Below are 13832 nucleotides of genomic sequence, written 5' to 3'. Positions count from 1 at the left end.
GCCGGCGAAGATCCTCGGCAGTCCTCAGAGGGGAATTGGGAGTCGGACGCGCGAACAGGCAGCCACGGGCCGCCGCGTGAGACGCTCGCCACACCTTGCTGGCGACCGCGTGCTGGGCCCCCACACGAAGATCTTCTCCGGCATGCCTCCCGGGCGATCCCAGAAACGGATCAGGGGCCTGATCCGCGATGCGAATCAGGCCCCTGACCTGGTGTTCCTTCAGTCGGGGTGGCGGGATTTGAACCCACGACCTCTTCGTCCCGAACGAAGCGCGCTGCCAAGCTGCGCTACACCCCGAAGCAACGAGCTCTACTTTAGCGGACCGATCCCCGTAGGCGAAATCCGGTTCCGGGAGAGACGTGGGGAGGGCCTGACCTGGTCGATCGCGATGGTGATCACGGGGAGGAGGCAGCTCGCCAGGGCGGTGGTGAGGGTGGTCGTGAGGCTGCCTGGGCGGGTGCCGGTCGTGGCGGGGAGGGCGAGGGTGGCGGCGAGGTAGAGGAGGGGGTACGCCGGCCACTGCCAGGCGTGGCGGGGGCGGAAGCCGCGGGGCGTGGTGAGCAGCAGCCAGTCGGCGAGGGCGGCGAGCGGGGTGAGCGTGGTGAGGAGCAGGGAGGAGAGGGAGGAGAGGGAGGAGAGGGAGTGGGGGGATGCGCCGGGCGTGGGGCTTGGGAGGGCGAAGGCGGTGGGGGAGGTGGCGGGGAGGGCGTGGTGGGGGACAGCGCTGAGGGTGAGGAAGAAGAGGGCGGCGCCGGTGAGACCGGGGCTCAGGGGGCGGCGGCCGGTCCAGGCACGGTGGGCCGAGGCGGCGGAGACCAGAGCGGCGGCGATGCCGGCCTGCGCGGTGAAGGAGGCGAGCACGCGGGCGGGGTCCTGGGTGGCGACGGCCCCCAGGACCAGACCGGTCAGGGCGGTCGCGGTGATCAGGAGGCGGTAGACGGCGGCCAGGCGGTGGCGGGTCGCGGGGGCGACGGCCGCGGCGGGAGTCCGGGCGGCGGCGCCGGCCGGCCCGGTGGCGTGGCGCGTGGACTGCGAGGTCCGGTTGGGGTCGGACATTCCTCCACGTTAGGGGGAGGGAGCCGCAGGGAGGAGGGAGGCCCCCTGGGCGGTTCGCCCACCAAGAGGGAGGCCCCTCCGGGCGGTTCGCCTCAACTGGGAGGAAGGCCCGCCAGAAGAGCCTGCCGGAAGAGCCCGCAGGCAAGGCCCGCCAGGAGGGTCCTCCGAGGCGGTGCCCCCACCCGGAGTGGGCGCGGGGAAGCCGCCCCGGATCAGGCGTGCGGGTCAGTCGCGGGCGGTGAGGGTGAGGAGGGTCGCTTCCGGGGGGCAGGCGAAGCGGACCGGGGTGTAGCGGTTGGTGCCGCAGCCGGCGGAGACGTGGAGGTAGGAGGTGCGGCCGGCGGCGGTGTGGGTGGACAGGCCCTTGACCCGGTCGGTGTCGATGTCACAGTTGGTGACGAGCGCCCCGTAGAAGGGGATGCAGAGCTGGCCGCCGTGGGTGTGGCCGGCCAGGATCAGCGGGTAGCCGTCGGCGGCGAAGGCGTCCAGGGAGCGCAGGTACGGGGCGTGGACGACGGCGAGGGAGAGGTCGGCGCCGGCTTCCGGGCCGCCGGCCACCTCGGCGTACCGGTCGCGCTTGATGTGCGGGTCGTCCAGTCCGGTGAGGGCGATCTCGAAGCCCTCCAGCTTGAGGCGGCCGCGGGTGTTGGACAGGCCCACCCAGCCGGCCGCGTCGAAGGCGTCGCGCAGTTCTTCCCACGGGTTGTGGACGGCGCCCACCACGGGAGCGTTGCCGTTGAGGCCGTGGCGGCCCTGGACCCGCTCGATCAGATAGCGGGCCGGGTTGCGGAGCTTGGGGCCGTAGTAGTCGTTCGAGCCGAAGACGTAGGCACCGGGGAACTCCATCAGCGGCCCGAGTGCGTCCAGGGTCTCCGGGACGCCCTCGGGGTCGGAGAGGTTGTCACCCGTGTTGATGACGAAGTCGGGGCGCAGCCCGGCCAGCGACTGCAGCCAGCGCTGCTTCTTGCGCTGGCCGCTGACCATGTGGATGTCCGACACCTGCAGGACGCGCAACGGGCGCATACCGCGCGGCAGTACGGGGACCGTGACCCGCCTCAGGCGGAAGGAGCGGACTTCGTAGCCGGCGGCGTAGGCGAGGCCGGCCGCGCCGACTGCGGTCAGGGTCAGGGGTACTCCGTATCGCGCGCGCATGGATCCCATCGTCGCAGAGTGGCGAGGCGTCGGTACACAGGGAGGGGCGGGCCGGGCCCGTACGGGTGCCGTCGCGGACGGGGTGCCGGTGCGTACGGGGTCGACGCGTGCGGGTGCCGTCGCGTACGGGTGGGGACGCCGGCTGGAGGCGCATACGGGTGGGGCGCATACGAGTGGGGGCCGGCCCGGCGGCCCGGCCGCTCGGCGGGGCCCGGCGGGCCGTGGGCTCGCGGCGGGGGGCGGGAAAAGGCGCGGCTGTTGTCGGTGGGTGGGGGCATACTCGACGGCATGACCACGCTCAAGTCCAAGCTGCAGCAGGACCTCACCGAAGCGATCAAGACGCGCGATGAGCTGCGTTCCTCCACCCTCCGTCTCACGCTGACCGCGATCCAGAAGGAGGAGGTCGCGGGCACGGAGGCGCGCGAGCTGTCCGACGGCGAGGTCGAGAAGATCATCGCTCGGGAGGCGAAGAAGCGCCGGGAGGCCGCGGAGGCGTTCGAGCAGGGCGGCCGGGACGAGTCGGCCGCGCGGGAGCGCGCCGAGGGCGAGCTGCTCGCCGACTACCTCCCCAAGCAGCTGACCGACGAGGAGCTGGAGTCGCTGGTCGCGGCGGCGGTGGCGGAGGCCAAGGGCAGCGGCGCCGAGGGGCCGAAGGCGATGGGCGCGGTCATGAAGATCGTCAACCCGAAGGTGGCCGGGCGCGCCGAGGGCGGCCGGGTGGCCGGAATGGTGAAGAAGCTGCTGGCCGGCTGAGCGGTCGGCCGGGGGCCTTCACCCGCAGGCGAACGGGCGGAGGTCCTCCCCCGCGGGTACGGACCGAAGCCCCGGGCGCCCGCGTGACAGACGAGGTGACAGACGAGGGGCCGCCCCAGCACCGGCTGGGGCGGCCCCTCGCTTGTCTCTCGGCCTCATGAGGCGGGCGCCAACCGGGCCGTTACCACCCGCCGTTGCCGCCACCCAGGATGTCGGGCCAGCCGGGGAGGTGCCAGCCGCCGCCGGGCTTGTTGTCGCCGCCGTGGCCGCGGCCGGGCTTGTGCTTGCCGCTGCCCTTGTCGTCGCCCGACGCCTTGCCCTTGTCGGGGTCGTCGATCGGGACGGTGGGCAGGGCCGGCGCGGGCCGGCCGGCCAGGGCGCCGGTCATCGCGTCGCGCCAGATGGGGCCGGGGGTATCGGCGCCGTAGACCTTGTCGTGGGGTACGCCGCCGATGGTGATGTTGTACATCTTGCGCTGGTGCTGGGGGTCGCCCACCCAGACGGCGCCGGCCGCGTTCGGGGTGTAGCCGACGAACCAGGCGGCGTAGCGGCTGTCGGTGGTGCCGGTCTTGCCGGCGCTGTCGCGGCCCTGGAGGCCGGCCTCCTTGCCGGTGCCGTCCTCGACGACGCCCTTGAGGAGGGTGTTGATCGTGTCCGCGGTCTTCTTCGACATCGCCGTACGGCAGCGGGTCTGCGGGACCTTCAGGGTCCGGCCGCGGGCGTCGGTGATCGACTCGATGGCGACCGGCGAGCAGTACTCGCCGCCGTTGGCGAAGGCGGCGTAACCGGCTGCCATGGTCAGCGGAGACATCTCCTGCACCCCGAGCGTCATCGACGGAACTTGCTGCAAGGGCTTGCCGTCGGCCCGCTCGATGCCCATCTTCTGCGCCATCTTGACCGCGGGGCAGATGCCCATGTCGCTGATCAGCTGCACGAAGTAGGTGTTGACCGACTTCGCGGTCGCCTCCTTCATGGCGTACGGGCCGGCCTCTTTGCGGTTCTCGTTCTGCGTGACGTCGGCCGGGGAACCGTGCCACTCGCCGTCACAGGTCTGCACCGGGCTCGGGTACGGCATCCGGTACGGCGAGGGGTACTCCTGCTCGGGGCTGGTGCCCTGCTCCAGGGCGGCCGCCGCGATCACCGGCTTGAAGGTCGATCCGGGCTGGTAGCCGGCGCCGCCGCCCATGTTGTGGTCGACCGAGAGGTTGAGCATGGTCTGGTTCCCGCGGAAGCCGTACGGCCGCGACTGGCCCATGCCGAGGATCTTGCCGGTGCCCGGCTCCACGATGGTCGCGGCGGTGGCGACCGGGTCGTCCTCGTAGACGTGCTTGCCGATGGAGGCCTGGATCGACTTCTGGGTCTGCCGATCGAGGGTGGTGCGGATGGTCAGGCCGCCCTGGTCCCAGCGCTTCAGACGGGCCTTGCGGCTCTTGCCGAAAGTTCTGTCGCTGAGAAAGACCTTGCGGATGTAGTCGCAAAAGAAGCCGGCGCCGTCGGACGCGGTGATGCAGCCGTTCTTGGGCCGGCTGATCGCGAGCTTGATCGGCTTCTTGGCGGCCGCGTCGGCCTGCTCCTGGGTGATGTTCTTCAGGTCGGCCATCCGCTGCAGCACGGTGTTGCGCCGCCGGGTGGCCTCCTGCATGTCGTTGACCGGGTCGTAGCGGCTCGGCGACTGGACGATGCCGGCCAGCAGCGCCGACTCCTGCAGGTTCAGGTCCTTCGCGTGCTTGCTGAAGTACCGCTGGGCGGCCGCCTCGACGCCGTACGCCTGCTCGCCGAAGAAGGTGATGTTGAGGTAGTTCTGCAGGATCTTGCGCTTGCCGAGCTCCTTCTCGACCTGGATCGCGTACTTGAGCTCCTTGACCTTGCGGCCGATCGTCTGCTGGGTGGCCTGCGCGACCTTGTCCGGGTCGTCGCCGGCCTCCTCGACGAAGACGTTCTTCACGTACTGCTGGGTCAGCGTCGACGCGCCCTGGGAGACGCCGCCGGACTGGGCGTTCTTGTTGAGCGCCCGCAGGATGCCCTTCACGTCGATGGCACCGTGCTGGTAGAACCGCGCGTCCTCGATGGCGACGATCGCCTGCTGGATGTACGGCGACATGTTCTTGAGGCTCACGACCGTGCGGTCACGGGAGTAGACCTTGGCGATCTCGTTGCCGTCCGAGTCCTGGATGGTGGTCCGCTGGCTGAGCGGTGGCGTTTTGAGGTTCGCCGGGATCTCGTCGAAGCCCTCGACCGAACCCTTGGCGGCAAGGCCCAGCGCCCCGGCCGCCGGCAGCGCGATACCGGCGAGCACCGCTCCGGCCAGGACGCTGACACCGAGGAACCTGGCGGTCCGCTGCGTCGTGGACAGACCCCCGCCATCGCGCTTCTTAGCCATGGGGGGCAGCCTAATCCGTTGCCACATACGTGCGGACGGAGCGGGGGGTCCGGGGCCGTTCGTACACCGGACGGTGACTTCGCGGCGGTGCGGCTGTGACCTCGGCGGCGAGCCGCACGTGTTCTCCGCCCCCGGCCGGGCCGGCCTCCGGCGCAGTCGCGAGGCGATCTTCGTATCCGGCCGGATCTGATCTCCGTGCTCGGCCGGATGTGATCCGTCGATGGCCGTACGGGCGCGGTCGCGGCGCACGTGAGGGGCCGAGGTTCCCATTCGCCGGACAGGGGCGCACCTGTTCGCTTAGCCTGTACTCAGTTGCCGCTGCCGAATGGTTACGCCTCAGTTCGTCAACCCCCACCTCTCGCGGACCGAGCCCCCACGTGTCCGCGTGTGCCGACAGAAACCCCGTGTCAGGGCGGCGAACTGTCCCGCCTTGTGCGCAATGTGACGTATGCCGCACGGTCACTCCGTTGGGTGATCTGCCGCGTACGCATAGTCCGTTCGGGCCATTCAAGATTGGGCCCGAAGGGGGTGTTGCGCCCTGTCCGCCTTCCGTAACGTCCTCAACTGGCAACGGTGAATATGCCGTTTGCCGCCGTGGGGGAGCCTCGATTCGGGAGAGGACGGCGCCAGCATGAGCTGGGTAACCGACTGGAATGCACAGGCAGCCTGCCGCACTACCGATCCGGACGAACTGTTCGTTCAGGGTGCGGCGCAGAATCGCGCCAAGGCAGTGTGCACCGGATGTCCGGTGCGTACGGAATGCCTGGCCGACGCCCTGGACAATCGGGTGGAATTCGGCGTGTGGGGTGGAATGACCGAGCGCGAGCGGAGGGCGCTGCTGCGTCGCCGCCCGACCGTGACGTCATGGCGTCGCCTCTTGGAGACGGCGCGCACGGAATACGAGCGCAGCACCGGCATTCTGCCGATGGACTGCGAGGACGAGACCTTCGACGAGTACGCCGCGGTCGGATAGCCGGACGGCCGGGATCCACCGGCCGGCGGAACAGAGCCGGTGGGGTGTGGTCCGGGTGTGTCCGGCGGGCCCGTCGACGGCGGTGCAGGCAGCCGTTCGGGCGGCGGTTCAGCGTCCGGTTCGTTCGGCGGTTCGGTCGGCGATGGCAGTCGCCGGTTCGGACGTCGGTTCAGTCGTCGGTGTCGTGGTCCGTCGTGGCGCCGTTCAGCGCCAGGCGGTCGCCGATGGCGCGCAGGCCCGCGAGGTCGTGGACGTCGCCGGGCAGTGCGGCGACCTCCGTCACCGGAACCTCGGGGTGGAGCGCGGTGAAGCGGTCCCGGGTGCGCCGTTCGCGCGCGAGGACCTGCATACGTTCCGCGTGCAGGCGGAGGAGCCCGGCGGCCAGTTGAGCCGCCGAGGCCGAGGTGGGTGCTGCCGGGTCCGCGGCGGCAGCGGGGGAGAGGCCGCCAGCGGTACCGGAGGCATCCTTCCCGCCGTCGAGATCCACAATGCCGGTTGGTTCAAGATTATTTTCGGTGTGGACGCCCTCGGCGCCGTCGTCCTCCGCGAGGTCCTCGCCCAGGGTCTCCGCGGCGGCCAGGGCACGCTCGGCGCTGAGTTGGGCGGCGCCACTGCCGTGCACGCGGTTGAGGACCAGGCCGGCCAGCGGCATCTGCTCGGCGGCCAGCCGCTCGACGAAGTACGCCGCCTCGCGCAGCGCGTCCCGTTCCGGCGCGGCGACCACGAGGAACGCCGTACCGGGGGCCTGCAGCAGCCGGTACGTGGCATCGGCGCGGGTGCGGAAACCGCCGAACATGGTGTCCATGGCCGCCACGAACGTCTGGACGTCGCGCAGGAGTTGACCGCCCATGAGCTTGCTGAGCGTGCCGGTCATCATCGACATGCCGACATTCAGGAACTTCATGCCGGCCCGGCCGCCGACCTTCGCGGGCGCCATCAGGACCCGGATGAACTTGCCGTCCAGGAAGGAGCCGAGGCGTTTGGGCGCGTCCAGGAAGTCCAGTGCGGAGCGGCTCGGGGGCGTGTCGACGACGATCAGGTCCCACTCGTTGCTCGCCCGGAGCTGGCCCAGCTTCTCCATGGCCATGTACTCCTGCGTGCCCGCGAAACCGGCCGACAGGGACTGGTAGAAGGGGTTCTCCAGGATCGCGCGGGCCCGGTCGGCGTCCGCATGGCCCTCGACGATCTCGTCGAAGGTGCGCTTCATGTCCAGCATCATCGCGTGCAGTTCGCCGCCGGCGACCTCGTCCACGCCCTTGACCCGGCGGGGGACGTTGTCGAGCTCGGAGATGCCCATCGACTGCGCCAGCCGCCGGGCCGGGTCGATGGTCAGTACCACGACCTTGCGGCCGCGCTCGGCGGCGCGCACGCCCAGTGCGGCGGCCGTGGTGGTCTTGCCGACGCCGCCGGAACCGCAGCACACGACGATGCGGGTGCGCGGGTCGTCGAGCAGGGCGTCGACCTCCAGCCGCGGGGCCGAGTCGTCCAGCGTCGTGTCGTCCGAGGTCATATGGGCCCCTGTTTCCGCAGGTCTCTGGCCAGTTGGTACAGCCCGGCGAGGTCCACTCCCTCGGGGAGCAGCCCCAACTCGTAGGTAGGCAGGCCGATCGCGGTCAGCTCGGCGTACTCGGCGCGCTCCAGCTCGACCCGCTCGGCGTGCTCGCGGGCCTGCTCCAGCAGGGGGTCGATGAGCCGGTCGGCCAGCCCGCCGCGGCGGGCCCCGCCCAGCCCGGCCTGCGAGAGCGCCTTGGCGACGCCGGCCCGCGCCCCACGGGCCGCGAGGAGGTCGAGATCGCCGTTGTCCAGCAGCGCGGGACGGGTCATGTTGATGACGATGCCGCCCACGGGGAGGCCGGCGGCGCGCAGCTCGGCGACGCCGTCCGCGGTCTCCTGGACGGGCATCTCCTCCAGGAGCGTCACCAGATGGACCGCGGTCTCCGGTGACTTCAGGACCCGCATCACGGCCTGCGCCTGATTGTGGATCGGGCCGATCTTCGCGAGACCGGCGACCTCGTCGTTGACGTTCAGGAAGCGGGTGATGCGGCCGGTCGGCGGGGCGTCCATCACCACCGCGTCGTAGACGAACCTGCCCTGCTTGTCCTTGCGGCGGACCGCCTCGCACGCCTTGCCGGTCAGCAGGACGTCCCGCAGGCCGGGGGCGATGGTCGTGGCGAAGTCGATCGCGCCGAGCTTCTTCAGCGCCCGGCCGGCGCTGCCGAGCTTGTAGAACATCTGGAGGTAGTCCAGAAGGGCGCGTTCGGCATCGATGGCCAGGGCGTGGACCTCGCCCGCCCGTCTCCCGCCACCACCCCGGGCGGAATCGCTGCGCGACGCACCCTCTGATGCGGGGCCCACCGCGATCTTGCGCTCCTCGTAGGGAAGCGCCTCGGTCTCGAACAGCTGGGCAATGCCCTGCCGGCCCTCGACCTCGACCAGGAGGGTACGGCGTCCCTCGGTGGCCAGGGCGAGGGCGAGGGCAGCGGCGACCGTGGTCTTGCCGGTGCCGCCCTTGCCGCTGACGACATGGAGCCTGCTCACGCAAAGGAGCCTAACCAGTCCGCGTCGCGGCTACGCACGGGATACGCCTGGGAAGACCCGGAGATCCGTCCGGGCCGAGCCCGGAGACGGGTCAGGGTTGTCCCTTAGGGGACCGGCCGGCGCGGGCCGGGCGGCCCGCGAGGGACGGCGTCCGCCGCCGCCCTGGACAGGCATTACGCTCGGCCCATGACCAAGTGGGAATACTCGACCGTGCCGCTGCTGGTGCACGCGACGAAGCAGATTCTGGACACCTGGGGCGAGGACGGCTGGGAGCTGGTCCAGGTCGTGCCGGGCCCGAACAACCCCGAGCAGTTGGTGGCCTATATGAAGCGGCAGAAGACGGAGTACACGGCGTGAGCGCGGCGGAGGACAAGATCGCGGCGCTCGGACTGAAGCTGCCGGACGTCGTGCCGCCGCTGGCGGTCTACCAGCCCGCGGTGCGCTCCGGCTCGTACGTCTTCAGCTCCGGCCAGCTGCCCATGGTGGCCGGCGCGCTGCCGGTGACCGGCAAGGTGGGCGCCGAGGTCAGCCCGGAGCGCGCCCAGGAGCTCGCCGCGACCTGTGCGCTCAACGCGCTGGCCGCCGTGAAGTCCGTCATCGGCGACCTGGACAAGATCCGGCGCGTGGTGAAGGTCGTCGGTTTCGTGGCCTCCGCGCCGGACTTCACCGGCCAGCCGGGCGTCCTCAACGGAGCCAGCGAGCTGCTCGGCGAGATCCTCGGCGACAAGGGCGTGCACGCCCGTTCCGCGGTGGGTGTGGCCGTGCTGCCGCTCGACGCGCCGGTCGAGGTCGAGATCCAGGTCGAGGTCGCCGACGAGGCGTAGGCGTTGCCGGTCCCGGCCGCCAGGACGGGCCTCGTGCGGTCCGTACGGCTCGGCGGCGGCTTCCCGGCGGCCGCGGGATGCGCGCGCCTCGTAGGAGCGCGCTCCCGCCGGCCGGCCGGAGCGGTCGCCGGCCGCGGCCCGGCGGGAAAGGACCCCTCGAACATCCGCGCGTGAGCGCATAGCATCCGGCCATGTCGTCCACGACGAATGGCCAGTGGTACCCACCGGAGTGGCCGGGCCGCATCCGGGCGCTCGCGAACGGCGAGCTCACCCCCGCCGAGCCCCGCCGGGCCGCGACCGTCCTGCTGCTGCGCGACACCGGGACCGGCGGCCCCGCCGTCCACATGCTGCGCAGACGCACCTCCATGGCCTTCGCCGGGGGCGCGTACGCCTATCCGGGTGGCACGGTCGATCCCCGGGACGAACGCCCGGTGGCCTGGGCCGGCCCGTCGCGCGCCCAGTGGGCGGTCCGTATGGGCGTCGATCCGGCCACCGCACAGGCCATCGTCTGCGCGGCCGTACGGGAGACGTTCGAGGAGGCGGGCGTGCTGCTCGCCGGGGACTCGGCGGACACGGTGGTCGAGGACACCACGGGCGAGGACTGGGAGGCCGACCGGGCCGCGCTGGTGGCCCACGAGCTGTCCTTCGCCGACTTCCTGGGCCGCCGTGGCCTGGTCCTGCGCTCCGACCTGCTGGCCGCCTGGGCGCGCTGGATCACCCCGGAGTTCGAGCCCCGGCGCTACGACACGTGGTTCTTCGTCGCCGCGCTGCCCGAAGGCCAGCGCACGCTTCCCCAGGGGCAGCCGGTGAGCCCCGGCGGGAACGCCGTCGCGGCCGGTGAGGCGGACCTCGCGTGGTGGATCCGGCCGGGGGAGGCGGCCGCCGGGTACGACCGCGGCGAGCTGCTGATGATGCCGCCGACGATCGCCACGCTGCGCGCGCTGGAGCCGTACGCCACCGTCGCGGACGCGCTGGCCGCCGCCCAGGCCCAGGACCTGACGCCCGTATTGGCGCAGGCTCGCGTGGTGGGCGGCGAGATCGTACTGAGCTGGCCGGGCCACGACGAGTTCACCAAGCACATCGCGCCGGGGGGTGCCGGGGACGGCGCCACCGAGGGCGCATCCGCCGGGGACGGTTCCGTGGCGCACGGGGACGCAGAGGCGGGGGGCGGTTCCGACGGCCCCTCAGGGGCCCAGCGGGCCACCGGCGTCCCAGGAGCCACCGGCACGCCCGGAGGCACCGGCACCCCGGGAGGGACCCTCACATGACCGAAGCAGCCGCTCTCCCGGGTCAGCCCCGGGGCGGAGTGATCTCCGGGCCCGCCACTGCACGGGCGCACTGCGTGCTGGCGCCGAACCCGTCGGCGATGACCCTGGACGGCACCAACACCTGGATAGTCGCCGAGCCGGACTCCGACCTGGCCGTCGTCATCGATCCCGGGCCGCTCGACGAGAGCCACCTCCAGGCCGTCGTCGACACCGCCGCACGGGCCGGCAGGCGCATCGCGCTGACCCTGCTGACCCACGGTCATCCGGACCACGCCGACGGCGCCGCCCGGTTCGCCGAGCTGACCCGGTCGTCCGTAAGGGCGCTGGATCCGGCGCTGCGCCTCGGTGGCGAAGGGCTCGCCGCGGGGGACGTCATCACCACGGGCGGCCTCGAACTGCGGGTGGTGCCCACCCCGGGGCACACCGCCGATTCGCTCTCCTTCCACCTCCCGGCCGACCGCGCCGTCCTGACCGGTGACACGATCCTGGGACGCGGCACCACCATGGTGGCGCACCCCGACGGGCGGCTGGGCGACTATCTCGACTCGCTGCGCCGCCTGCGCTCCCTCACGGTGGACGACGGGGTGGCCACGGTCCTGCCGGGCCACGGGCCGGTGCTGAACGACGCCCAGGGCGCGGTGGAGTTCTATCTGGCGCACCGTGCGAACCGGCTCGCCCAGGTGGAGACCGCGGTCGAGGCCGGCCACCGGACCGCGGGCGAAGTCGTCGCCAGTGTGTACGCCGATGTCGACCGCTCCCTGTGGCCGGCCGCCGAACTGTCGGTGCGGGCCCAGCTGGAGTACCTGGGGGAGCACGGGCTGATCGAGGAGTGACACCTTCGGGGGCCGGGCGTCCCGGGAAGGCGCTTGCTCCGCCGGGGTCCTACGGGCGGGGAGCCTTCGCCCCGTGGACGGCGAGGTATTCCTCGGCCAGCCAGGGGGCCAGGCCGGACAGCAGCTCGTCCAGCAGGTGGGGGTACGCGGCCGGGGTACGGGCGGCGCGGGCCGCGGCGCGCATCTCGCCGGCGTGCGCCGGGTAGTAGCGGCCGAAGACCTCCGCGGACTCGGCGAGATCGCTGGTCCAGCCGCCCCAGCGGGGCATGACCAGCGTGAACCCGGTGCGTACGAGCCGGCGTGCGACGCCCCGGGTGAGCCGGGTGCGCGCGGTCTGAGTAGGGGCCGCCGCGGCCTTCGCGCGCAAACCGGGGAGGTCGCGGAAAAGGTCCCCGTTGGTCTCACGGGCGAGAAGCGAGGTGGGGCGGTAACGGGGCAGCCGGCCGGCGAGGTCCGGGCCGTCGAGCGGTGTGCACAGACAGGCCACGAACCAGCCCAGGTCGTACCGCTCCAGGTCGCTCAGCAGTCGGTCGGCGGCGAACAGCAGCAGCCCCGCGCCGTCGATCTCCGGGAACGCGGTGTCCAGCGCCTCCCCGACGGCACGGGCGGCGGCGTGGTCGTCCTCGGTCGGCTCGTCCCGTAGGGCGAGCAGGGCGTCCAGGTCGGAGACGCCGGGAACGGCGGTGCCACGGGGGATGCTGCCGAAGAGGTAGCTGCTGTGCAGGCGGTCGCCGAACTGGTCCGCAATACGGGAGCGCAAGCTCGCCACCACGGGCGCGAACTCCCAAGGCACCCGCTCCAGCGAGCCCTCCCGTACGAAGCAGCCGTCGCTGTCCAGACCTCTGCGGGTGCCTGTGCCTGCGCTGCTGCCCGGGCCGTGGTGCGTCCTGTCGTGGGTCCCGTCGGGCGTCATGGCGCCACTATGGCGAGGTCGTGCGGCGGGAGCGACCGTATTTCGCGGGGCGCGGGGCGCGGGGCGCGGGGCGCGGGGCGCGGGGCGCGGGGCGCCGGGCATGGGGCGCTGGCCACTACGACGGAGGGCCCGGGCCATTACTGCGAAGGGCCCGTCCCCACACGGCGAAGGGCCCCGCCGGAGCAGGGCCCTTCGCCGTAGGTGCCGGTTTGTCAGCGCGAGCGCTTGGCGAGCCGCTCGACGTCCAGCAGGATCACGGCGCGCGCCTCCAGGCGCAGCCAGCCGCGGCCCGCGAAGTCCGCCAGGGCCTTGTTGACCGTCTCACGGGAGGCGCCCACCAGCTGGGCCAGCTCCTCCTGGGTCAGGTCGTGCACGACATGGATGCCTTCCTCGGACTGCACGCCGAAGCGGCGCGACAGGTCGAGCAGGGCGCGCGCCACGCGGCCCGGCACGTCCGAGAAGACCAGGTCGGACATCTGGTCGTTGGTCTTGCGCAGTCGGCGGGCGACCGCACGCAGCAGGGCCGTGGCCACCTCGGGGCGGGCATTCAGCCAGGGCTGAAGGTCGCCGTGGCCCAGGCCGAGGAGCTTGACCTCGGTGAGGGCGGACGCGGTGGCCGTGCGCGGGCCCGGGTCGAACAGCGAGAGCTCACCGATCAGCTCTCCGGGACCGAGGACGGCGAGCATGTTCTCCCGGCCGTCGGGGGAGGTGCGGTGCAGCTTCACCTTGCCCTCGGTGACCACGTACAGGCGGTCGCCGGGGTCCCCTTCGTGGAACAGGGCGTCGCCGCGGGCGAGCGTGACCTCTCCCATAGAGGCGCGCAGCTCGGCCGCCTGCTCGTCATCGAGCGCCGCGAAGAGCGGTGCGCGCCGCAGAACGTCGTCCACGAGATCTCTCCTTGTCGACATGCTCCGGGGGACTGTGGTCCCCATCATGCCGGAATGCAAAACAGTGCGATCAATCACAAGTTTGCCGGACCGGTGCCCCGAGCCATAAGGCAGGGGGCCGATTGGAGTCAGGGATCACGGTGATCGAGCCGGATGTCAGTGGCTGGCCTTAGTCTGGCCGAGTGTCCAATACGCCGGTGAGAGCAGAGGACTGGGGGCCGGACGAGTGAGCGCGGGACATGATTCCGCTGTGGG

13 protein-coding genes and 1 tRNA gene are annotated in these 13832 nt (G+C 72.0%); 6 read left to right on the top strand and 8 right to left on the bottom strand.

Annotated elements, in window-relative coordinates; translation table 11 throughout:
- Positions 1-223: 223 nt before the first annotated feature.
- The 3 genes from ACZ7MX_RS29035 to ACZ7MX_RS29025 all read right to left on the bottom strand — a co-directional run bounded on the left by ACZ7MX_RS29035 (position 224) and on the right by ACZ7MX_RS29025 (position 2208).
- Positions 224-297: transfer RNA gene (locus ACZ7MX_RS29035), tRNA-Pro, on the bottom strand.
- Between the two features lie 12 nt (positions 298-309).
- Positions 310-1056 (bottom strand): Pr6Pr family membrane protein, encoded by a 747-nt coding sequence (locus tag ACZ7MX_RS29030; RefSeq protein ID WP_472136227.1) that lies wholly within the window; start codon positions 1054-1056, stop codon positions 310-312.
- Positions 1057-1281: 225 nt separating this feature from the next.
- Positions 1282-2208 (bottom strand): metallophosphoesterase, encoded by a 927-nt coding sequence (locus ACZ7MX_RS29025; protein WP_472136225.1) that lies wholly within the window; start codon positions 2206-2208, stop codon positions 1282-1284.
- A 288-nt stretch (positions 2209-2496) separates the two neighbouring features.
- On the opposite strand from ACZ7MX_RS29025, the gene ACZ7MX_RS29020 reads away from it, so the two are divergent.
- The gene (locus ACZ7MX_RS29020; protein ID WP_472136223.1) at positions 2497-2961 is read left to right on the top strand and encodes a GatB/YqeY domain-containing protein; all 465 of its coding nucleotides are present in this window, start codon (positions 2497-2499) and stop codon (positions 2959-2961) included.
- Positions 2962-3142: 181 nt separating this feature from the next.
- Here the strand turns inward: ACZ7MX_RS29020 and ACZ7MX_RS29015 are convergent, their stop codons facing one another.
- Positions 3143-5341 carry a transglycosylase domain-containing protein gene (locus ACZ7MX_RS29015; RefSeq protein WP_472136221.1) on the bottom strand — a complete coding sequence of 733 codons (2199 nt, stop codon included), beginning with the start codon at positions 5339-5341 and terminating at the stop codon, positions 3143-3145.
- 631 nt (positions 5342-5972) lie between these two features.
- Between ACZ7MX_RS29015 and ACZ7MX_RS29010 the strand changes: the two genes are divergently transcribed.
- Positions 5973-6314 (top strand): WhiB family transcriptional regulator, encoded by a 342-nt coding sequence (locus ACZ7MX_RS29010; RefSeq protein WP_030801417.1) that lies wholly within the window; start codon positions 5973-5975, stop codon positions 6312-6314.
- Between the two features lie 169 nt (positions 6315-6483).
- Here ACZ7MX_RS29010 and bagB read toward each other — a convergent pair whose 3' ends face one another.
- Both bagB and bagA read right to left on the bottom strand, forming a co-directional pair.
- Positions 6484-7824 carry an ATPase BagB gene (gene bagB, locus ACZ7MX_RS29005; RefSeq protein ID WP_472136219.1) on the bottom strand — a complete coding sequence of 447 codons (1341 nt, stop codon included), beginning with the start codon at positions 7822-7824 and terminating at the stop codon, positions 6484-6486.
- A complete protein-coding gene (gene bagA, locus ACZ7MX_RS29000; protein WP_472136217.1) occupies positions 7821-8852 on the bottom strand; it encodes an ATPase BagA in 1032 nt (343 codons plus the stop codon). The genes bagB and bagA overlap by 4 nt, the downstream gene beginning before the upstream one ends.
- Before the next feature lie 186 nt (positions 8853-9038).
- Between bagA and ACZ7MX_RS28995 the strand changes: the two genes are divergently transcribed.
- From ACZ7MX_RS28995 to ACZ7MX_RS28980, 4 genes are all read left to right on the top strand, one after another.
- Positions 9039-9209 carry a DUF4177 domain-containing protein gene (locus tag ACZ7MX_RS28995; protein WP_362137246.1) on the top strand — a complete coding sequence of 57 codons (171 nt, stop codon included), beginning with the start codon at positions 9039-9041 and terminating at the stop codon, positions 9207-9209.
- Positions 9206-9676: a RidA family protein gene (locus ACZ7MX_RS28990; RefSeq protein ID WP_472136215.1), complete on the top strand. Its 471-nt coding sequence runs from the start codon at positions 9206-9208 to the stop codon at positions 9674-9676. Before ACZ7MX_RS28995 ends, ACZ7MX_RS28990 begins: the two co-directional genes overlap by 4 nt.
- A 191-nt stretch (positions 9677-9867) precedes the next feature.
- Positions 9868-10944, top strand: a complete 1077-nt coding sequence (locus ACZ7MX_RS28985; protein ID WP_472136213.1) for an NUDIX hydrolase — start codon at positions 9868-9870, stop codon at positions 10942-10944.
- The gene (locus ACZ7MX_RS28980) at positions 10941-11777 is read left to right on the top strand and encodes an MBL fold metallo-hydrolase (protein WP_472136211.1); all 837 of its coding nucleotides are present in this window, start codon (positions 10941-10943) and stop codon (positions 11775-11777) included. The genes ACZ7MX_RS28985 and ACZ7MX_RS28980 overlap by 4 nt, the downstream gene beginning before the upstream one ends.
- A gap of 49 nt (positions 11778-11826) precedes the next feature.
- Here the strand turns inward: ACZ7MX_RS28980 and ACZ7MX_RS28975 are convergent, their stop codons facing one another.
- Positions 11827-12690: a nucleotidyltransferase gene (locus ACZ7MX_RS28975; RefSeq protein WP_472136209.1), complete on the bottom strand. Its 864-nt coding sequence runs from the start codon at positions 12688-12690 to the stop codon at positions 11827-11829.
- Positions 12691-12902: 212 nt separating this feature from the next.
- Positions 12903-13577: a Crp/Fnr family transcriptional regulator gene (locus ACZ7MX_RS28970; RefSeq protein ID WP_006604164.1), complete on the bottom strand. Its 675-nt coding sequence runs from the start codon at positions 13575-13577 to the stop codon at positions 12903-12905.
- Positions 13578-13832 lie beyond the last annotated feature (255 nt).

Source organism: Streptomyces sp. NPDC107765, from assembly GCF_055657085.1.
The sequence above is the reverse complement of the archived record's forward strand: the minus strand, read 5'-3'. Positions and strand labels throughout refer to the sequence as shown.